Genomic DNA, 17,679 nt, shown 5'->3' on the forward strand with positions numbered 1-17,679 from the left:
ATGCGCGCGCGCTTCGTCCCTCCTCTCATCCTGGTGCTCCTGCTGGTCATCCTGCAGTGGCAGCTGTGGAACGGGCGCGGCAGCGTGCGCGAGGTCGCCCAGCTGAGGACCCAGCTGGCCGACCAGAAGGACGCCAACGCCAAGGCCGCCCTCAACAACGAACGGCTGGCGTCCGAGGTCAATGACCTGAAAGATGGCCTCGAGATGGTCGAGGAACGCGCGCGCGCGGAACTCGGCATGGTCAAACCGAACGAAGTCTTCGTGCAGATCGCGCACTGATCCTTTCTTTCGCCGCTTCTCGATGCCAGAGCTTCTCTCGGCCTCCGCCTTTGCGCTGTGGGGCTCTCCCGTCACCTGGCTCGAACTCGTCGCCGCTGTGCTCGCGCTCGCGATGGTCGGCTGCAACATGCGCGAGATCCACTGGGGCTGGCCGCTGGCCATCGTCAGCTCGCTGCTCTACGTGGTGGTGTTCGCCAACGCACGCATCTACGGCGACGCAGCCCTTCAAGTCTTCTTCGCTTTCGTCGCCCTGTGGGGCTGGGCGCAATGGCTGCGCGGCTTTCGCGCCGACGGCAGCGCCTTGCGGGTCAGCCGGCTGTCGCCGCGCGGGACCGCGTACGCCCTCCTGGCCTGCGCCATTGCGTGGCCCGTGGTCGCCCTCTTCCTGCGCCGCTTCACCAACACCGACGTGCCCTGGTGGGACGGCTTCGTCACCGGCCTGAGTCTGGTCGGGCAGTTCCTGCTCGGGCGCAAGTTCATCGAGAACTGGCTCGTGTGGCTGGCCGTGAACGTGGTCAGCGTGGGCCTGTTCATCCACAAGGGCCTGTGGCTCACGACAGCGCTGTACGCGGTGTTCGCCGTGCTCAGCGTGGCCGGCTTCCTGGCATGGCAGCGACGCCTGCCGAAGGCCACGACGAAGGCGGTGCCGGCATGACGCCGAACCTGCCGACCGGCTGCGTCATCGCGCTCGTGGGCGCCGAGAGCACGGGCAAGACCGAGCTCTCGCGCGCCATCGCACAGCGCCTGCAAGACCGCGGCACGCCCGTCACGCTGGTGGGCGAGTACCTGCGCGAATGGTGCGAGCGCGAAGGCCGCACGCCGCGCCCCGACGAGCAGCAGGCCATCGCCGACGAACAGGGGCGCCGCATCGACGCCGCTGCCGCCACCGGCGTGGTGGTGGCCGACACCACGGCGCTCATGACGGCGGTCTACAGCGAGCAGCTGTTCGCCGACACCTCGCTGTACGACAGCGCCCTCGCCGCGCAGCGGCGCTATGCCATCACGCTGCTCACCGCGCTCGACCTGCCCTGGGTGGCCGACGACATGCGCGACGGCCCGCATGCGCGCCAGCCGACCGACACGCTGGTGCGCGCCGCGCTCACGCGCGCCGGGCTCTCGTATGCGGTCGTGCACGGTAGCGGCGGCGAACGGCTGGCGAACGCCTGGAATGCGATCAACACCATCGCCGGCAACGAAGGCCGTGCCCGCACGCGCACCCGCCGCGACGCCAAGCCCGCCTCGTGGACATGGCCTTGCGAGAAGTGTTCCGACCCGGAATGCGAACATAAGCTCTTCAGCGACCTGATGGCGCGCCGCGACCCGCCCTGAGCCTTCCGGTTCTTGCGCATTCGCGCGCCCTCTCCCCCTCACCGGAGACCCGATGCCCGTTTCGATTGCTGCGCGCCGCGCTCCCGCCGCCGCCTTCCTCGCCCTGCTGCTGGCCACCGGTGCCACTTCTGCAGCCCCCGTTGCCGCCACCGTCGAGAACGCCACCACCCCCACGGCCTGCGCCGAGGAAGACAACGTGTCGATGGTGCTACGCGGCGATGGCATCCGCCGCCTGCGCATCGAAGCGCTGCAACCCAGCTACCTGGGCACTATCGGCAACGACGTCACCGCGCCCGATTTTTCGGGCTGCAATTTCGACGGCGGCGCGCACCCCACCGACCCGGCGCACCGCTTCAAGCAACGCACTGTCGTGCTGCTCGACAACGCGCAGTGGCGCATCGTCGGCATGACGCTGCCGACCTTCTGGCGTCCGGCGCGCGTGCCGGTGCAGGTCGGCGCGCGCCACGACCGCGGCTTTCACCTGCTGCAGGTGTTCAAGAAGGAAAACGGCAAGGCGCTCGAGGCCATCGTGCTCTACCCGTCCGACGGCTACTGGCGCCTCAAGCCGCTGCCCGAGGCGCGCTTCGGCGACGGCGTGTACGGCTCGTCGTTCCTGCTCGGCCCGGTCGTGCAGGCCGGGCGACCGGTGGTGGACATCGCGTCGATCCGCGTCGTGCCGAAACCGCTGGCCATCCACCTGCGCTTCACCGACGGCGGCAGCGCCGTGGCGCGCGTGACCGAGATCAGCCGCACCCGCACTGTGCTCGACGTGACGCTCTCCAAGCCCACAGCCAGCGCCAAGCAACCCTTCGCAGTGCTGCGCTCGATGTACGTGGCCCCCGACAACGCCGACATGAGCGAGGTGCGCTGGCAGGCCTCGCCGCAGGCGGCCGAGCAGGCGCTGCCGCTGCCCGAGGTGAAGACGCTGAACGCCACGCAGGTGCGCTTCGGCCGCAGCCTGCCTTCGAAGCACAACACGAGCGCGCCCGACATCGCATTCGGCGGCTTCGACGACGAAGCGCGCTGAGCTCAGGCCGCGCGCCGCACCTCGCCGGGCGTGAGGCCCAGCACGCGGCGCATGCAGCGCGCCATGTGGCTCTGGTGCGAGAAGCCGCTCTCGAGCGCCACGAGGCTCGCGGGCATCTCGCTGTTCAGCAGCAGGCTGCGCGCGCGGTCGACGCGGCGGTGCACCACGTAGGCATGCACCGCCTGGCCGGTGGAGCGCTTGAACTGCGTCTTCAGGTGCGAGGCACTCAGGCCCGCGACCTCGGCCAGCGCGGCCAGCGACAGGTCGCCGTCCAGGTGCGCCTCGATGAACTCCGTGACGCGTTTCAGTTGCAGCCGGGTCAGCCCCTGTGCGGGTGACGGCGCCACCTGCGGGCCGGCCGCGATCAGCTGCACCGCGAGTGCGGTGCCGAGGCTGTCGGTGTAGAGCCGGCCATTGGGAAAACCCGCGCGCCGCTCGGCGTCGAGCGCCCAGGCGATGTGCTCGATCTGCGGGTCGCGGAACTGGTGGCGTTCGCCGAGCACCGCACGCTCGGCCGGCAGGCCCATCTCGTCGGCCGTGCGCACCAGCAGCGCGGGCGCCATGCGCACCACGACCGAGGTGCTCGGCGACTCTTCATGCCAGATGTCGGTGCTGCCGGCCGGCAGGATGTCGAGGTCGCCGCGTGTGTAGAGAAAGCGATGGAACTGGCAGGCGCCCGCCACCGGCGCGCCCGCGTGCAGCTTGAGGCGGTGGTCGGGCAGCGCCTCGTAGCCGACCACGCCGCCGGGGGTCTGGCGCACGTCGACGCGCAGGCTGTCGGTGGCGGGCGGCGCGACGAAGCTGTCGGCCGACAGCGCCACCTCGGACGCCGCACCACTGTGCCCGTGCAGATCGGTGTCCAGGTCGGTATCACTCATCGAAACATTATGGGCCGCGGGCACGTCGCGTGTCGTCGACCGTTTGTGCTCCCCCACGGCTGAACGTGCGCGACCGAAAGCCGTGCGATCCGGATCATCGACGGCCATGAACACCACACCCCACACTCCTTACGCAGGCAAGAAAGCCGTCATCACCGGCGGCACCCTCGGCATGGGCCTGGCCACCGCGCAGGCGCTGCTCGACGGCGGCGCCGACGTGCTTGTGACCGGCCGCAATCCACAGAACCTGGAGGCCGCGCGCCGCGTGCTCGGCCCGTACGGCGCGCGGGCGCACGTGTTGGCATCCGACACGGCCTCGCTGACCAACATCGATGCACTGGCCACCACCGTGCGCGAGCGCTTCGGCCGCATCGACCTGCTGCACATCAACGCGGGCATCTCGTCGCTCGAACCCTTCGAGCAGGTGACCGAGGCCGGCTACGACCGCGCCTTCGCCGTCAACACCAAAGGCCCGTTCTTCACCGTGCAGCGCCTGGCACCGCTGATGCCGGCGGGCAGCGCCATCGTCTTCACCTCGTCCATCGCGGACGAAGGCGGCATGCACGGCATGAGCGTCTACAGCGCCACCAAGGCCGCGCTGCGCTCGATGGCCTCGGGCTTCGCGGCCGAGCTGGTGACGCGCGGCATCCGCGTGAACGTGGTGAGCCCCGGCTTCATCGACACGCCCACGCTCGGCGTGACCGATGCGAGCGCCGAGGAACGCGCCGAGTTCATGCGCCTGGGCGACCAGATCACGCCGATGCGGCGCCACGGCACCTCGGCCGAAGTGGCGCGCGCGGTGCTCTTCTTCGCCTTCGAGGCGACCTTCACAACGGGTGCGCGCCTCACCGTCGATGGCGGGCTGGGCCAGAGCCTGACGCCGGGCGCAGCCTGATCCCATTTCTGACCAAGGACCTCACATGACCGACGTTTCCCTCATCGGCCTCGGCCCCATGGGCATCGCCCTCGCGCGCGCCCTTCAATCGTCGAAGTTCACGCTGACGGTGTGGAACCGCACCGCCGAACGCGCGACGCCCCTCCTGAACCAAGGCACGGTGCTCGCACCGACGGCCCTGGCCGCCGTGCAGGCCAGCCCCGTGGTGCTGGTCTGCGTGGCCGACTACCCGGCGTCGCGCGCCATCCTCGCCGCGCCCGGCGTTCACGACGCGCTGTGCGGCAAGGTGCTGGTGCAGCTGAGCACCGGCACGCCGCAGGACGCGCGCGACGACTGGGCCGCGCTCAGCGGCGTGGCGTACCTCGACGGTGCCCTGCTCGCCACGCCGGGCCAGATCGGCCGGCCCGACACGCCGCTCTTCATCTCCGGCGAGGCACGCGCCCTTGCCGCCTGCCGGCCGCTGCTCGACGCCATCGCCGGCAACATCCAGCACATGGGCGAGCCGATCGGCAACGCGGCGGCCTGGGACCTCGCCACGCTGTCATGCATGTTCGGTGCGATGAGCGGCTTCTTCCACGGCGTGCGCATCTGCGAAGCCGAAGGACTGCCGGTGGACGGGTTCTCTCAGATGATCGGCGCGATCTCGCCGGTGCTCGGCGAAATGATCCAGGCCGAGGGCGAGGCGATCCACGCCGGCCGGTACGGCGAGCCCGAGAGTTCGATGGCCACCTGCGCGGGCTCGGGCCGGCTGTTCGTGAAGCAGGCGCACGAGGCGCAGCTCGACGCGGGCTTTCCGGATTTCCTGATGGGTCAGTTCGAGCGCGCGCTGCGCGCCGGCCTGGGCAACGAGCGCCTGGCCGCGATGGTCAAGGTGCTGCGGCAACCGCCGCAGCCCGCTTGAGCCGCGTCGCGCTTACTGGACGACCGGGCTGCCCGGCAGCTGGTCGCCCAGCGGCTTGAACAGCTGCGCGGTGTCGACCGCGTCGAAGCGGTACTGCTTGCCGCAGAAGTCGCAGCCGACCTCGATGTCGCCGCGCTCGGCGAGGATTTCCTCGGCCTCTTCCACGCCGAGGCCGCGGATCATCTGCGCCACGCGTTCGCGGCCACAGGTGCACGCGAAGTGCGGACCCAGCAGGCCCGCCTGCGGTTCGAAGCGCAGCAGCTTCTCTTCCCAGAACAGGCGGCGCAGGATGGTCTCGACGTCGAGCGTGAGCAGCTCGTCGCGCGTGAGGCTCGACGCCAGGATCGAGATGCGGTTGTATTCCTCGTTGCGGCCGATCTGGTCCTGGTGCGCCTCGTCGTGCGTCTGCTGCGAGGTGCCTTCGAGGTTGCCTTCGCCCTTGATGGGCAGGCGCTGGATCAGCAGGCCGGCCGCCACCTTGTCGTCGGCGGCGAGCACCAGCGTGGTGTCGAGCTGTTCGCTTTGCAGCATGTAGTGCTGCAGCACGTCGCTGAGCTTGCCCAGCTTCTGACCGTCGTCGCCGAACAGCGGCACGACGCCCTGGTACGGCGTGGTGCCGGGCAGCTTGTCTTTCGGGTCGAGCGTGATGGCGCAGCGGCCCTTGTTGTTCACGTTGACCATGTCGGGCAGGTGCGCGTCGGCCGGCAGGTCGCCGATGACCTTGGCGGTGGCGCGCAGGCTCAGGTCGGGCTTGGCCTCGGCCACCGCCACCTTCACGGGGCCGTCGCCGAAGATCTGCAGGATCAGCGCGCCGTTGAACTTGATGTTGGCCTGCATCAGCGTGGCCGCGGCCGTCATCTCGCCGAGCAGCTCGGCCACGGGCGGCGGGTAGGCGCCGGAGGCGGTGTTGGAGGCGCGCCGCGCAAGGATCTCCTGCCACGCATCCGTCAGGCGCACGATCATGCCGCGCACCGGCAGGCCATCGAACAGGAATTTGTGCAGCTCGCTCAAAACGGAATCTTTCTCTGTGTGCCTGCGCGGGTCAGGCGATTTTTTTCAGGCCCTTCGCGAAGCGATGGGCGTTTTCTACGTAGTGCTCCGCACTCTGGCGCAGCTTGGCGGCAGCCGCATCGTCGAGCGTGCGCACCACCTTGGCGGGCGAGCCGATGATGAGGGAGTTGTCGGGAAACTCCTTGCCCTCGGTCACGACGCTGCCGGCGCCAACGATCGAATTGCGGCCGATCTTCGCGTTATTCAAGACCACCGCCTGGATGCCGATCAGCGAGTTGTCGCCGATGGTGCAGCCGTGCAGCATCACCTGGTGCCCCACCGTCACGTTGTCGCCGATGGTCAGCGGGCAGCCGATGTCGGCGTGCAGCACCGACAGGTCCTGGATGTTGCTGTTGCGCCCGATGGTCAGCACCTCGGTGTCGCCGCGCAGCACGGCGCCGAACCAGACGCTCGCGTTCTCGGCCAGTTCGACATTGCCCATGACCTGGGCGCTGTCCGCGACCCATGCGCCTTCGCCAAGGCGCGGTGCAATGCCATCCAATTCGTAAATCGCCATCGTGGTTGTCTCCGGAGGGGCAAAACTAGAATTGTAGGGATGCACCCCCGATTGAGCGCGCTGGCCGCGCTGCGCCTGACAGACCCCGACGACAAAGTGGCCGCCACGCGCGCCACGGCTGCACAGGCAGCTACCATTTCCATAGCACTCGAGCCCCTGCGCACGCTCGGCGACGACGACGGTGTGCCCGGCCGCCCCGAGCGCCCGCTGCGCGTGGCCGCCACCGCCGTGCAGAAGCGCTCGCCCTTCACGCCCGAAGGCCGCGCCGCGCTGATCCATTCGATCTGCCACATCGAGTTCAACGCGATCAACCTCGCGCTGGACGCCGTGTGGCGCTACGACGGCATGCCCGAGGCCTACTACCGCGACTGGCTGCGCGTGGCCGACGAAGAGGCGCAGCACTTCACGCTGCTGCACACGCACCTGCAGGCCATGGGCTGGCGCTACGGCGACTTTCCGGGCCACGACGGCCTGTGGAACATGTGCGAGAAGACCAAGGACGACGTGCTCGCGCGCATGGCGCTGGTGCCGCGCACGCTCGAGGCGCGCGGGCTCGACGCCACGCCGCTGATCCAGTCCAAGCTCAAGCGCGTGAACACGCCCGACGCGCTGCGTGCCGTGGAAATCCTCGACATCATCCTGCGCGACGAAGTGGGCCACGTGGCCATCGGCAACCACTGGTACCGCTGGCTGTGCGAGCGCGCCGGGCTCGACGCCGAAGCCAACTACCCGGCCCTGGTGGCGCGCTACGACGCGCCGCGCCACAAGCCGCCTTTCAACCTCGAAGCACGCGGCCGGGCGGGCTTCAGCCCCGCAGAGCTGCGCGCGCTGACCGACTCCCGCCCCGAATGACCGAAGTGATTTCCGACCAGACCTGGTCACGCGCCGAACTGCAGGCCTGCCTGCAGGGCCGCGACACGCCGCCGCATTTCGAACGCTGCCATTTCGACGAGGCCGACCTGTCGCGCCTCGATCTGCGCGGCGCGCAGTTCACGCTGTGCAGCTTCGCCGAAACCTCGTTCGAGCGCGCGCAGCTGGCCGACACGCGCTGGGTCGGTTGCCGTGCGCGCCAGGCCGACTTCGGCCTGGCCGACCTCACGAACGCACGCTTCCAGGACTGCGACCTGAACAACACCCAATGGGCGCGCGCCAAGCTGGCCTCGGCGCTCTTCACAGGCGTGAAGCTCACGGGTGCGCACTTCGGCGAGGTGTCGGCGCTGGGCGTCGTGTTCAAGGATTCGCTGCTGGTCGACGCGCACCTGCGCGGCCTGTCGTTCCGCAAGCAGACGCTCGCGCAGCTCGACCTGTCGGAGGCCGACCTGTCGGGCTGCGATTTCCGCGAGACCATCTTCGAAGGCGGCAGCCTGCGCAACGCGCACCTGAAGCTGGCGCGCTTCGAAGGCGCCGACCTGCGCGACGTGGACCTGGGCGGCCTGCGGCTGGCCAACGCCGCGCCGTTCAAGGGCGCGACCATCTCCCACCGGCAGGCCGCCGCGCTGGTCGAGGAACTGGGCCTGCGCGTCGTCTGAGTCGCCCGAGGATCAGGACGTCGCGGTGCGGCTGTGCACCACCAGCTTCGGCGTGAAGTACTGCAGCACCTCGCCGCGCTGGTTGCGCGTCTGGCAGCGCATAGAGACCATCGCGCGGCCGGGCTTGGAGCGCGAGGGCGTGATGTCGACCACTTCGCTCACCACATGCAGCACGTCGCCGGGCCGCGTAGGCTTGGGCCACTGCAGCTCGCCGCCCGAGCCGATGATGCCGTCGGCCAGCGGGATGCCGCTGTCGACCAGCAGCTTCATCGTGAGCGCCGCCGTGTGCCAGCCGCTCGCAGCCAGCCCGCCGAAGAAGGTGTTCTTGGCGGCCTCTTCGTCGGTGTGGAAGGGCTGCGGGTCGAACTGCTGCGCGAAGGCCTTGATCTGCGCCGCGTCGAGCAGGTGTTCGCCGCTCTGGAAACGGTCACCGACCTTCAGGTCTTCGAGATACAGCTTGTCCATGGGAGTCTCCTTGTTGCGTTGCCCGTCATTCTCGGGCGATCAGACGCGCTCGAGGATGGTGGCGATGCCCTGCCCGCCGCCGATGCATTGCGTGGCCAGCGCATAGCGGCCGTTCTCGCGCGCCAGCAGCGCAGCCGCCTTGCCCGTGATGCGCGCGCCGGTGGCGCCCAGCGGGTGGCCGATGGCCAGGCCGCCACCGTCGAGATTGACGGTGGCCGGGTCGAGCCCGAGGTCGCGGATGCAGGCCAGCGCCTGCGACGAGAAGGCCTCGTTGATCTCGACCACGTCGAGGTCGGCCACGTTCAGCCCAGCGCGTGCCAGCGCCTTGCGCGTGGCGGGAATCGGGCCGATGCCCATGACGGCCGGGTCGACGCCCACGGTCGCGAACGAACGGATGCGCGCCAGCGGCTTCAGGCCGTGCTTGGCGGCGAAGGCGTCGCTGGTGACCAGCACGGCCGCCGCCCCATCGGTCAGCGGCGACGAGGTGCCGGCCGTGACCACGCCGTCGGGGCGGAACGCGGGCTTGAGGTTGGCCAGCGCCTCAGCCGAGGTCGAGGGGCGGATGCAGCCGTCGGCATCGACCACCTCGCCGGAGGCCAGACGCACCGGCACGATCTCGCCGGCCAGCCGGCCCTGCGCGCGCGCCTCGGTCGCCTTGCGATGCGATTCGACGGCCAGCGCTTCCTGGTCGGCGCGGCTCACATTCCAGCGCTGCGCGACGTTCTCGGCCGTCTCGCCCATTGAGATGTAGGCATCGCTGTTCGCCAGCAGCTCGGGGCTGGGCGAGAAGTTGAAGCCGCCCTGCGGCACCATCGTCATCGACTCCACGCCCACGCACAGGAAAGCGTCGCCCATGCCCGCCTCGATCTGCGCGGCGGCAATGTGCACGGCCTGCATCGACGAGCCGCAGAAGCGGTTCACCGTCATGCCGCCCACCTCGTGCGGCAGCCCGGCCAGCAGCCCGACGATGCGCGCCAGGTTGTTGCCCTGCGACGCCTCGGGGTAGGCGCAGCCCAGGATGATGTCTTCGAGCAGCGCGGGGTCGAGGTCGGTGCGCTGCAGCAAGCCCTGCACCACGCCGGCGGCAAGCGTGTCGGGGCGCACTTCGGCCAGCGCGCCCTTCTTGGCGAAGTGGAACGGGGAACGGGCGTAGGCGGAAATCACGGCTTTCATGGGAACACTCCTTGGAGAAAAACTACCTTCCAATCGGTAGGCTTCGGGGTTCAAAAAAAGGCACGCCCGGCGTGCCCGTGGTGGAACAGATCGGTCAGTCGAGCGGCAGTGCGCGCCGCAGTTGGGCGATGGCGTCGTCGAAGTCTTCGACGCGGCCCGTCATGCGCGACGCGAGCAGCGCGCCCTGGCACGACGAGAACACGAAGGCCGCGAGCGAGGCCACGGGATTGTCTTTCTGCGCCTGCGCCGGCACCAGCGCGCCGAGCACGCCGGTGAGCCACATCACCTGCGTGTTGCGCAGCGCCTGCACGGCCTGGCGCAGGTCTTCGTTGATGCAGTCCCAGCCCGGCGCCAGCGCGCCCGCCGGGCACAGGCCCGAGCCGGCCTTCAGCGTGTTGCGGTACATGCGGAAATAGGATTCGAGCGCGTCTTTGGGCTCGCGCGCACGCGCCGCCACCCAGTCCTTGAAGCCCTGCGTGGCGCCCTGGATCACCGCGATGCCCAGCGCTTCCTTGGTGGGAAAGTGGTGGTAGAGGCTGGCCTTGCGCACGCCCACCGCGTTGGCCACGTCCTGGAAGCTGAAGCCCAGGTACGAACGGGTTTCGATGAGCCCGCGCGCCACCGCGAGGATCTGATCGCGGGTGCCGCCGGGGGCCAGGGTGGAAGCGTCGTGCATCTACCTACTATAAGGTAGGGAATCTCACCCCTGCAAGCGCCGGGGTCAATCGGCCTTGATGCCCGCGGCCTTCACGATGCGGCCGTTGCTCTCGAACTCGCTGGCGATTTCCTTGGCGAAGGCGGCCGGCGTGCCCGGGGCGGGCACGTTGTCGGTGGCCGTGAGCTTGGCGCGCAGCTCGGGGCTGGCGAGCGCCTTGTTGATCTCGGCGTTGTACTTCGCGACCAGCGCCGCCGGCGTGCCCGCGGGCACGAACACGCCGAACAGCGAATGGATGTTGGCCGCGCTGTAGCCCAGTTCGGCCAGCGTGGGCACCTGCGGCAGGCTGTCGAGCCGCGCGGGCGCGCCGGCCGCCAGCGGGCGCAGCTTGCCCGACTGGATGTGCGCCGACAGCGTCGGGCTCGCGTTGGTCGACAAAATTTCGAACTGCCCGCTCAGCGCATCGTTGAGCTGCTGGCCGCCGCCCTTGTACGGCACGTGCGTGATGTCCACGCCGGCCGTCGCGCGCACCTGCTCGAGCACGATGTGCCCGAGCGAGGCCGGCCCCGACGTGGCCCAGCGCACCGCGCCGGGCTGCGCCTTGGCCTCGGCAATCAGCGCACGGAAGTCCTTCGCCTTGCTGGCGGGCGTGGCCACCAGCAGCACGGGCGAATACATCACGCTGGCCACCGGCACGATGTCCTTCAGCGGATCGAACGGCAGCTTGCCCAGGTGCGGGCTCAGCACCAGCGGGCTGATGGCCGAGAAGCCCAGCGTCGCACCGTCGGGCGCGGCCTTGGCCACCGCGTCCATGCCGATGGCGCCGCTCGCGCCCGCGCGGTTGTCGACGATCACCGTGGTGCCCAGCTGCGCGGCGAGCCGGTCGCCGAGCGCGCGGGCGACCACGTCGCTCACGCCGCCCGCCGGGTAGGCCACGATGAGCCGCACGGTGCGCGGCACGGCCTGCGCATGCGCGCCGCTGGCCGCACACAGCGCCGCGGCGGCGAGCAGCCGGGTCGTGGTGCGGCGCGAAGGCTTGGAGGCGGCGAGGAAGTTCATGGTGTCGATGAAAGGCATGCGTCGAGGAGAAGAAGAAAGTCGGTCAGTCCAGCTGCAGCTTGCGCTCGCGGATCAGCTTGGACCACTTCTCATTGTCCGCCTTGACGAAAGCCGCAAAGGCCGCCGGGCCGAGCGGATGCACCTCGGCACCGGCCGTCGCGAACTTGGCCTTGATCTCGGGCGTCGCCAGTGCTTTCGCGAGTTCACCCGACAGGCGATCGACCACCTCCTTGGGCATGTTGGCGGGGCCGACCAGGCCCTGGAAGCCGACTGCTTCCATGCCTGCGAGGCCCAGCTCCTTCACCGTCGGCACGTCGGGCAGTTGCGGATCGCGCACCGGGCCGGTCACGGCCAGCGCCTTGAGCTTGCCGCCCTTCACCTGCGGCAGCAGCACGCTGCCCGCGTCGATGAGGATCTGCGTCTGCCCGCCGAGCAGGTCCTGCACGGCCGGCGCGCTGCCCTTGTACGGCACATGCGTCATGTCCAGGCCCGTCACCTGGTTCATGAGCTCGCCGTTCAGGTGCGTCGAGGTGCCGTTGCCGCCCGAGGCGAAGTTGACCTTGCCGGGCTGGCCCTTGGCCCACGCCACGAACTCCTTGAGGTTCTTCGCCGGATGGTCGGGCCGCGTCACGGCGATGTAGCTGCCCTGGCTGATCTGGCCGATGTAGGTGAACTGCTTGATCGGGTCGTACGGCGGCTTGCTCTGCAGGTACGGCGCGATGGCGAAGGGGCCGGTGTTGGCCAGCAGCAGCGTGTAGCCGTCGGCCGGCTGGCGCGTGAGTTCGGTGGCTGCGATCATGCCGCTGGCGCCCGGCTTGTAGTCGACCACCAGCTGTTGCTTGAGCGCTTCCTGCAGCGGCACCTGCACCGTGCGCGCCGCGAAGTCGATGCCGCCGCCGGGCGGGTAGCCGACGATCAGGCGGATGGGCTTGGCGGTGGGAAAGCCCTGGGCGATGGCAAGGCCGGCGGTCGTGGCCAGTGCGAGGCCGGTGCAGAGTCTGCGAAGGTTCATGGATGTCTCTCGATGTCTCTTGAATAAGAGCATCCATTTTGAAACATCGCCGGACCTCCGGCTCGCACCTGCTCAGGCTCCCTGCGCCTCCACGTCGTTGCCAATGAAGTTGCGCCCGCGCGCCCCGCCCTGCGCATGGCGCAGCATCTCGCGCGCCTCGTCCTCGCCCACGCCGTAGTCGGCGAAGCGCGTCTTCACGCCCAGCGATTCGATGAAGGCCGCGAGCTGCGCCGGCGCGTCGGCCAGCGGCATGCGCAGCGCCTGCGCCAGCACCGCGTCGCGGTCGGGCCGGCGGCCGATGGCGCGCGCCAGCACCATCGGCAGCGGGAACGAACAGGCGATGCCGTGCGGCAGGCCGTAGCGCAGCGTCATCTCGTACGAGATGGAATGCGCGAGCGCGGTCTTGGTGTTGGAAAACGCCATGCCCGCCTTCAGTGCCGCGAGTGCCATGCGCCCGCGCAGGTCGACGTCGTTGAGCCGCACCATGAGTTGCGGCAGCACCTCCAGCGTGTCCTGCACGGCCGCCACGGCGAAGGTGTCGGACAGCGGATTGGCGTTGACGTTCCAGATCGCTTCGAGCGCGTGCGACAGCGCATCGAGCCCGCTCTGCAGCGTGACCGCCGCGGGCAGCGACAGCATCAGCTCGGGGTCGATGACGGCATAGGTCGGCCAGGTCTGCGGCAGGTGCAGCGAGTACTTCTTCTGCCGCTCGCGATCCCAGATGGTGGCCCAGGGCGTGACCTCGCTGCCCGTGCCGGCCGTGGTGGGCACGGCGATGAGCGTCTTGTGGCGCGTTGCCACGAAGGGCCGCTCGCCCGCGAGGCCCGCCACCAGGTCCGCGAAGCGCCCGTGGTCGTCGGCCACCATCAGCGCCTTCGCGGTGTCGATGGCGCTGCCGCCGCCGACCGCGACGATCACCTCCACGTCGGCATGCGTGCGCCAGAACCATTCGTAGGTTTCGGCCAGTTCCGCCACGTCGGGGTTGGGTCGCGTCTGGTCGAGCGTGCAGGCCAGCGCGTCGCCGAGCACCGACGCCAGCCGGTCCAGCAGGCCCAGCGCGCGCGCCTCGGGAAAGGTCACCAGCGCGGCGCGCCGGCCTTCGAGCAGCTTCGGCAGGGACAGCAGGGCCCCTGCCCCGTACACGCTGTGCACGGGGTTGTGGTAATTGGCGCTCATGGAGGGGTTTCTTCAGGAGGCGGCCAAAGCCGCGGGGACAGACGCGAGGAGCGATCGAGTCATCAGCGCGCGCCCTGCTGGATCCAGCCGCGCAGCCGGGTCGAGAGGTAGTCGGCCGTCATGACCATCACGACGATCACCAGGATGCAGGTCGCCGTGTCCTGGTACTGGAACAGCTTCATGCTGCCCACGAGCTCGAAGCCGATGCCGCCCGCGCCCACCATGCCCAGCACGGTGGCCTGGCGCAGGTTGGTCTCGAAGCGGTAGACGATCACGCCGATCCACGCGGTGACCACCTGCGGAATCACGCCGAAGATGATGGTCTGGATCGGCCCCGCGCCGGTGGCGCGCAGTGCTTCGATCGGGCCCTGGTCGATCTCCTCGATCGACTCGGCGAAGAACTTGCCGAGCATGCCCGCGCCATGCAGCGCCAGCGCCAGCACGCCGGGGAACGGACCGAGGCCGACGGCCGCCACGAAGATCAGCGCCAGGATGATCTCGTTGATGCCGCGCGTGATGTTCAGCACCTGCCGCATCGCGTGGAATACGGCGACGTTTGGCGAGATGTTGCGCGCCGCAAAGAAGCACAGCGGTACCGCAAGAATCACCGCCAGCAGCGTGCCCCACAGCGCGATCTGCACGGTCTCGATGGCCGGCTTCACGAGCTTGCCCATGAACTCCCAGTTGGGCGGCAGCATGCGCCCCAGGAAGTCGGCGATCCAGGGCATGCCTTTGCCGAGTTCGCTGAAGCTCACCTGGCTGCCGATGGCGGCCCACCAGAACACGCCGATGCCGGCGAGCACGGCCACGGCGTACTTCCACCAGCCGGGGTTGCCGGCGCTCTTGGCGATCAGCAGGTTGTAGCGTCCGAGGGCGATCATGATTGCTCCATGGCGAGTTGCGGGGCGGTGCGCACCGGCGCCGCATGAAGGGCCGCAGCGGGCACGCTCGGCGTTGCGGTGTCAGGCTCTGCGCCCGCAACGGCGGCCTCGGTGCCCTCTTCCACGCCGCCCGGATAGATGAGGTGCAGCACCTCGTCGGTCAGTTCGTCGGGCCGGCCTTCGAACACGATGCGTCCGGCCGCCACGCCGATCACGCGCTGCGCGAACTCGCGGGCGTAGTCGACCTGGTGCAGGTTGCAGATCACCGTGATGCCGTCCTGCCGGCTGGCCTGCTTCAGGTAGTTGAGCACCTTGCGCGAGGTCTTCGGATCGAGGCTGGCCACGGGCTCGTCGGCCAGGATCACCTTGGGCTTTTGCGCCAGCGCGCGCGCAATGCCCACGCGCTGCTTCTGTCCGCCCGAGAGCGTGTCGGTGCGCAGGTCGGCCTTGGGGTCGAGCTCGACGCGGCGCAGGCATTCGCGGGCGATGGCGATGTCCTTCGCGGGGAACACCTGGAACCACGACAACAGCGCGGGCATCGAACCCAGCCGCCCCGTCAGCACGTTCTTGAGCACCGACAGGCGCGGCACAACGTTGTAGTGCTGGAAGATCATCGCCACGTCGCGGCGCACCTTGCGCAGCCCGGCGCGGTCGCCGCGCGAGCGCTCGCCGTCCACGTGGATCTCGCCTTCGCTCGGCTCGGCCAGGTGGTTGATGCAACGCAGCAGCGTCGACTTGCCCGCGCCCGATGCGCCGAGGATGACGACGAACTCGCCCTTGGCCACCGTGAGGTCGACACGGTGGAGCGCGGTGAAGTCGCCGTAGCGCTTGCACAGCCCGCGGATCTCGATCATTTCATCTTCCTCAGGTCGAGGTTCAACACCTTGGCCGTGTCGCGGATGATGTTGTAGGCCGCGTCGTTGGTCGGGTGGAAACCGTTGAGCAGGCCCTGGTCGGACCAGGGGATGTCCTTCACCTGCAGGAAGGCGGCCTGCACGCGCGTCTTCAGGTCGGCGGGCAGGTCCTTGCGCCACACGGTGGGCGACTCGGGGATCGGGTCCGACTTCCAGACCTCGACCAGGTCTTCGCGCTTGACCAGGCCCTTGGACACGGCAGCGTCGAGGATGCGGTCGGCGATGGCCGCGGCATCGACCTTCTTGTTCTGCACCGCGATCGCGCTCGAGTCGTGCGAGCCCGAGAAGATCACGCGGCCGAAATCCTTGTCGGGATTGAAGCCCGCCTTCAGCAGGCCGGCCTTGGGAAACAGATGGCCCGAGGTGGAGCTCGGATCGACGAAGGCGAAGGTCTTGCCCTTGAGGTCGGCCACCGTCTTGATGCCGGTGTCCTTGTGGGTCACGATCTGGCTGTGATAGGAGGTGCGCCCGGCCTTCTTGGTCTCGGCCACCGCGAAGGCCTCGATGTCGGCCACCGTGGTGCCCAGCACATACGAGAACGGGCCGAGGTAGGCCACGTCGAGCCGCTTGGAACGCAGTGCCTCGATCACGCCGTTGTAGTCGGCCGCCACGAAGGGCTTGACCGCGAAACCGAGGGCCTTGGACAGCATGTCCATCATGGCCTGGCTGTTGGCAATCATGGCGCGCGAGTCCTCGGAAGGAATCAGCCCGACAGTGAGAACCTGCTGTGCCCGTGCCATCGGCACGAAGGCGGACGCTGTCACGGCGGCAGTGCCGAGCAGCAGCTTTCTACGCTTCATCATGGTTGTCTCCAGTGGTCTGCGTTGCATGGAATCCTCAGGTCGTTTCGAAGGGCAAAAGTACCCGTCTCGAGTCTTCCAGTCGTGCGTGTCATGGTCATGACAACGCGAGGATTCGGGACGTCCGGCGTGTTTCTGTCGAGGCCTGGTCCGTCTTGAGCGCGAGTACATCACTGGTACTCATATCGATCAAATTCAAATTTTTTCGATGATCTATATACTGAACCTATAGATCAGAAAGGCTCCCGCGATGCGCCTCACCCAGCTGCGTTCCTTCTATGCCGTGGCCCGCGAAGGCAGCTTCACGCGGGCCGCCGAGCACCTGCATGTGAGCCAGCCCACCATCACCACGCAGGTGCGCTTTCTCGAAGAGGCCTACCAGGTCGAGCTCTTTCACCGGCGCGGCCGGCGCGTGCAGCTCACCGAGATCGGCGAGCAGCTCATGCAACTGGCGCAGCAGATCTTCAGCCTCGAAGGCGATGCGGTGGCACTGCTCGGCGACGCCGGCAAGCTTCGCACCGGCCACCTGCGCGTGGCGGCCGTGGGCCCGTACCACGTGACCAAGATGCTGGTCGACTTCAGCCTGCGCTACCCCGACGTGAAGGTCACGGTGAGCACCGGCAATTCACAGGACGTGCTCGACCGCCTGCTCGACTACAGCGCCGACGTCGGCGTGCTCGCGCAGCTGGTGCGCGACGACCGCTTTCTGTCGGTGCCCTTCAGCCAGCACCCGGTCGTGATGTTCGTGCCCTCCACGCACCGCTTCGCGAAGCGGCGCAACATCCGGCTCGCCGAGCTGCAGGGCGAACGGCTCATCCTGCGCGAACAAGGATCGACCACGCGCAAGGCGCTCGAACTGGCACTGGCCAAAGCCAAAGTCGAGGTCGACGTGGTGATGGAGATCAGCAGCCGCGAAGTGATCCGCGAAGCCGTGGCGCAAGGCCTGGGCATCGCGGCCGTGTCGGGCGTGGAGTTCGTGCCGGGGCCGAACCTGCACATGGTCGGCTTCAGCGACACCGAAATTTTTACCTACGCCCACGTGCTGTGCCTGGCCGAGCGGCGCGAGATGCGCATGGTGAGCGCCTTCTACGACACGCTGGTGCCCGCCATCGAAGCGCGCAAGCGCAAGGGCTGAGAAC

21 protein-coding genes are annotated in these 17,679 nt (G+C 68.8%); 9 read left to right on the top strand and 12 right to left on the bottom strand.

The window, feature by feature from the left end:
- The 4 genes from ftsB to AC57B8_RS29495 are packed head-to-tail and all read left to right on the top strand — an operon-like array spanning position 1 to position 2,635.
- Positions 1 to 279 carry a cell division protein FtsB gene (gene ftsB / locus AC57B8_RS29480; protein WP_070059525.1) on the top strand — a complete coding sequence of 93 codons (279 nt, stop codon included), beginning with the start codon at positions 1 to 3 and terminating at the stop codon, positions 277 to 279.
- Between the two features lie 22 nt (positions 280 to 301).
- A complete protein-coding gene (gene pnuC, locus AC57B8_RS29485) occupies positions 302 to 934 on the top strand; it encodes a nicotinamide riboside transporter PnuC (RefSeq protein WP_495269503.1) in 633 nt (210 codons plus the stop codon).
- A complete protein-coding gene (locus AC57B8_RS29490) occupies positions 931 to 1,608 on the top strand; it encodes an AAA family ATPase (protein ID WP_496482246.1) in 678 nt (225 codons plus the stop codon). The genes pnuC and AC57B8_RS29490 overlap by 4 nt, the downstream gene beginning before the upstream one ends.
- Before the next feature lie 52 nt (positions 1,609 to 1,660).
- On the top strand, positions 1,661 to 2,635 hold the full coding sequence (locus AC57B8_RS29495) for a hypothetical protein (RefSeq protein WP_496481549.1): 975 nt from the start codon (positions 1,661 to 1,663) through the stop codon (positions 2,633 to 2,635).
- Between the two features lie 2 nt (positions 2,636 to 2,637).
- Here the strand turns inward: AC57B8_RS29495 and AC57B8_RS29500 are convergent, their stop codons facing one another.
- Positions 2,638 to 3,513: an AraC family transcriptional regulator gene (locus AC57B8_RS29500; protein ID WP_496481550.1), complete on the bottom strand. Its 876-nt coding sequence runs from the start codon at positions 3,511 to 3,513 to the stop codon at positions 2,638 to 2,640.
- A 106-nt stretch (positions 3,514 to 3,619) separates the two neighbouring features.
- Between AC57B8_RS29500 and AC57B8_RS29505 the strand changes: the two genes are divergently transcribed.
- Complete coding sequence (locus AC57B8_RS29505; protein WP_496481551.1) at positions 3,620 to 4,408, top strand: SDR family oxidoreductase; 789 nt, start codon at positions 3,620 to 3,622, stop codon at positions 4,406 to 4,408.
- Between the two features lie 25 nt (positions 4,409 to 4,433).
- The gene (locus AC57B8_RS29510; protein ID WP_496481552.1) at positions 4,434 to 5,309 is read left to right on the top strand and encodes an NAD(P)-dependent oxidoreductase; all 876 of its coding nucleotides are present in this window, start codon (positions 4,434 to 4,436) and stop codon (positions 5,307 to 5,309) included.
- A gap of 12 nt (positions 5,310 to 5,321) precedes the next feature.
- Here the strand turns inward: AC57B8_RS29510 and hslO are convergent, their stop codons facing one another.
- Both hslO and AC57B8_RS29520 read right to left on the bottom strand, forming a co-directional pair.
- Positions 5,322 to 6,320 carry an Hsp33 family molecular chaperone HslO gene (hslO, locus tag AC57B8_RS29515; RefSeq protein WP_496481553.1) on the bottom strand — a complete coding sequence of 333 codons (999 nt, stop codon included), beginning with the start codon at positions 6,318 to 6,320 and terminating at the stop codon, positions 5,322 to 5,324.
- A gap of 31 nt (positions 6,321 to 6,351) precedes the next feature.
- Complete coding sequence (locus AC57B8_RS29520; RefSeq protein ID WP_070059531.1) at positions 6,352 to 6,876, bottom strand: gamma carbonic anhydrase family protein; 525 nt, start codon at positions 6,874 to 6,876, stop codon at positions 6,352 to 6,354.
- A gap of 39 nt (positions 6,877 to 6,915) precedes the next feature.
- Between AC57B8_RS29520 and AC57B8_RS29525 the strand changes: the two genes are divergently transcribed.
- Positions 6,916 to 7,728 carry a ferritin-like domain-containing protein gene (locus AC57B8_RS29525; protein ID WP_095744738.1) on the top strand — a complete coding sequence of 271 codons (813 nt, stop codon included), beginning with the start codon at positions 6,916 to 6,918 and terminating at the stop codon, positions 7,726 to 7,728.
- Complete coding sequence (locus AC57B8_RS29530) at positions 7,725 to 8,405, top strand: pentapeptide repeat-containing protein (protein ID WP_496481554.1); 681 nt, start codon at positions 7,725 to 7,727, stop codon at positions 8,403 to 8,405. The genes AC57B8_RS29525 and AC57B8_RS29530 overlap by 4 nt, the downstream gene beginning before the upstream one ends.
- 12 nt (positions 8,406 to 8,417) lie before the next feature.
- On the opposite strand, the gene AC57B8_RS29535 is transcribed toward AC57B8_RS29530, so the two are convergent.
- The 9 genes from AC57B8_RS29535 to phnD all read right to left on the bottom strand — a co-directional run bounded on the left by AC57B8_RS29535 (position 8,418) and on the right by phnD (position 16,540).
- Positions 8,418 to 8,870, bottom strand: a complete 453-nt coding sequence (locus tag AC57B8_RS29535; RefSeq protein WP_062474638.1) for a MaoC family dehydratase — start codon at positions 8,868 to 8,870, stop codon at positions 8,418 to 8,420.
- 39 nt (positions 8,871 to 8,909) lie between these two features.
- Positions 8,910 to 10,043 carry a thiolase family protein gene (locus tag AC57B8_RS29540; RefSeq protein ID WP_496481555.1) on the bottom strand — a complete coding sequence of 378 codons (1,134 nt, stop codon included), beginning with the start codon at positions 10,041 to 10,043 and terminating at the stop codon, positions 8,910 to 8,912.
- Positions 10,044 to 10,137: 94 nt separating this feature from the next.
- Positions 10,138 to 10,719: a TetR/AcrR family transcriptional regulator gene (locus tag AC57B8_RS29545; protein ID WP_095947288.1), complete on the bottom strand. Its 582-nt coding sequence runs from the start codon at positions 10,717 to 10,719 to the stop codon at positions 10,138 to 10,140.
- Positions 10,720 to 10,764: 45 nt separating this feature from the next.
- Complete coding sequence (locus tag AC57B8_RS29550; RefSeq protein ID WP_496482247.1) at positions 10,765 to 11,757, bottom strand: Bug family tripartite tricarboxylate transporter substrate binding protein; 993 nt, start codon at positions 11,755 to 11,757, stop codon at positions 10,765 to 10,767.
- A gap of 43 nt (positions 11,758 to 11,800) precedes the next feature.
- The gene (locus AC57B8_RS29555) at positions 11,801 to 12,769 is read right to left on the bottom strand and encodes a Bug family tripartite tricarboxylate transporter substrate binding protein (RefSeq protein ID WP_062482231.1); all 969 of its coding nucleotides are present in this window, start codon (positions 12,767 to 12,769) and stop codon (positions 11,801 to 11,803) included.
- Between the two features lie 72 nt (positions 12,770 to 12,841).
- A complete protein-coding gene (gene psrA, locus AC57B8_RS29560) occupies positions 12,842 to 13,945 on the bottom strand; it encodes an iron-containing alcohol dehydrogenase PsrA (RefSeq protein ID WP_496481556.1) in 1,104 nt (367 codons plus the stop codon).
- Positions 13,946 to 14,007: 62 nt separating this feature from the next.
- Positions 14,008 to 14,826 (bottom strand): phosphonate ABC transporter, permease protein PhnE, encoded by an 819-nt coding sequence (gene phnE, locus AC57B8_RS29565; protein WP_159272475.1) that lies wholly within the window; start codon positions 14,824 to 14,826, stop codon positions 14,008 to 14,010.
- Positions 14,823 to 15,680 (bottom strand): phosphonate ABC transporter ATP-binding protein, encoded by an 858-nt coding sequence (phnC, locus tag AC57B8_RS29570; protein ID WP_139705637.1) that lies wholly within the window; start codon positions 15,678 to 15,680, stop codon positions 14,823 to 14,825. Before phnC ends, phnE begins: the two co-directional genes overlap by 4 nt.
- Complete coding sequence (gene phnD / locus AC57B8_RS29575) at positions 15,677 to 16,540, bottom strand: phosphonate ABC transporter substrate-binding protein (RefSeq protein ID WP_062482233.1); 864 nt, start codon at positions 16,538 to 16,540, stop codon at positions 15,677 to 15,679. The genes phnC and phnD overlap by 4 nt, the downstream gene beginning before the upstream one ends.
- 250 nt (positions 16,541 to 16,790) lie before the next feature.
- Here phnD and AC57B8_RS29580 point away from each other — a divergent pair, with 250 nt between their 5' ends.
- A complete protein-coding gene (locus tag AC57B8_RS29580) occupies positions 16,791 to 17,675 on the top strand; it encodes a LysR substrate-binding domain-containing protein (RefSeq protein ID WP_095744730.1) in 885 nt (294 codons plus the stop codon).
- Positions 17,676 to 17,679 lie beyond the last annotated feature (4 nt).

The organism is Variovorax sp. BGA-UO-ETr-C22 (genome assembly GCF_059567965.1).

What these genes read in the sequence shown, in the direction of transcription:
- AC57B8_RS29540 (WP_496481555.1), bottom strand. Translation starts at nt 10,043, where the DNA reads ATGAAAGCCGTGATTTCCGCCTACGCCCGTTCCCCGTTCCACTTCGCC.
- AC57B8_RS29510 (WP_496481552.1), top strand. Translation starts at nt 4,434, where the DNA reads ATGACCGACGTTTCCCTCATCGGCCTCGGCCCCATGGGCATCGCCCTC.
- ftsB (WP_070059525.1), top strand. Translation starts at nt 1, where the DNA reads ATGCGCGCGCGCTTCGTCCCTCCTCTCATCCTGGTGCTCCTGCTGGTC.
- phnC (WP_139705637.1), bottom strand. Translation starts at nt 15,680, where the DNA reads ATGATCGAGATCCGCGGGCTGTGCAAGCGCTACGGCGACTTCACCGCG.
- phnD (WP_062482233.1), bottom strand. Translation starts at nt 16,540, where the DNA reads ATGAAGCGTAGAAAGCTGCTGCTCGGCACTGCCGCCGTGACAGCGTCC.
- AC57B8_RS29555 (WP_062482231.1), bottom strand. Translation starts at nt 12,769, where the DNA reads ATGAACCTTCGCAGACTCTGCACCGGCCTCGCACTGGCCACGACCGCC.
- AC57B8_RS29500 (WP_496481550.1), bottom strand. Translation starts at nt 3,513, where the DNA reads ATGAGTGATACCGACCTGGACACCGATCTGCACGGGCACAGTGGTGCG.
- AC57B8_RS29580 (WP_095744730.1), top strand. Translation starts at nt 16,791, where the DNA reads ATGCGCCTCACCCAGCTGCGTTCCTTCTATGCCGTGGCCCGCGAAGGC.
- psrA (WP_496481556.1), bottom strand. Translation starts at nt 13,945, where the DNA reads ATGAGCGCCAATTACCACAACCCCGTGCACAGCGTGTACGGGGCAGGG.
- pnuC (WP_495269503.1), top strand. Translation starts at nt 302, where the DNA reads ATGCCAGAGCTTCTCTCGGCCTCCGCCTTTGCGCTGTGGGGCTCTCCC.
- AC57B8_RS29495 (WP_496481549.1), top strand. Translation starts at nt 1,661, where the DNA reads ATGCCCGTTTCGATTGCTGCGCGCCGCGCTCCCGCCGCCGCCTTCCTC.
- AC57B8_RS29525 (WP_095744738.1), top strand. Translation starts at nt 6,916, where the DNA reads ATGCACCCCCGATTGAGCGCGCTGGCCGCGCTGCGCCTGACAGACCCC.
- AC57B8_RS29545 (WP_095947288.1), bottom strand. Translation starts at nt 10,719, where the DNA reads ATGCACGACGCTTCCACCCTGGCCCCCGGCGGCACCCGCGATCAGATC.
- AC57B8_RS29520 (WP_070059531.1), bottom strand. Translation starts at nt 6,876, where the DNA reads ATGGCGATTTACGAATTGGATGGCATTGCACCGCGCCTTGGCGAAGGC.
- AC57B8_RS29505 (WP_496481551.1), top strand. Translation starts at nt 3,620, where the DNA reads ATGAACACCACACCCCACACTCCTTACGCAGGCAAGAAAGCCGTCATC.
- AC57B8_RS29530 (WP_496481554.1), top strand. Translation starts at nt 7,725, where the DNA reads ATGACCGAAGTGATTTCCGACCAGACCTGGTCACGCGCCGAACTGCAG.
- AC57B8_RS29550 (WP_496482247.1), bottom strand. Translation starts at nt 11,757, where the DNA reads ATGAACTTCCTCGCCGCCTCCAAGCCTTCGCGCCGCACCACGACCCGG.
- AC57B8_RS29535 (WP_062474638.1), bottom strand. Translation starts at nt 8,870, where the DNA reads ATGGACAAGCTGTATCTCGAAGACCTGAAGGTCGGTGACCGTTTCCAG.
- phnE (WP_159272475.1), bottom strand. Translation starts at nt 14,826, where the DNA reads ATGATCGCCCTCGGACGCTACAACCTGCTGATCGCCAAGAGCGCCGGC.
- AC57B8_RS29490 (WP_496482246.1), top strand. Translation starts at nt 931, where the DNA reads ATGACGCCGAACCTGCCGACCGGCTGCGTCATCGCGCTCGTGGGCGCC.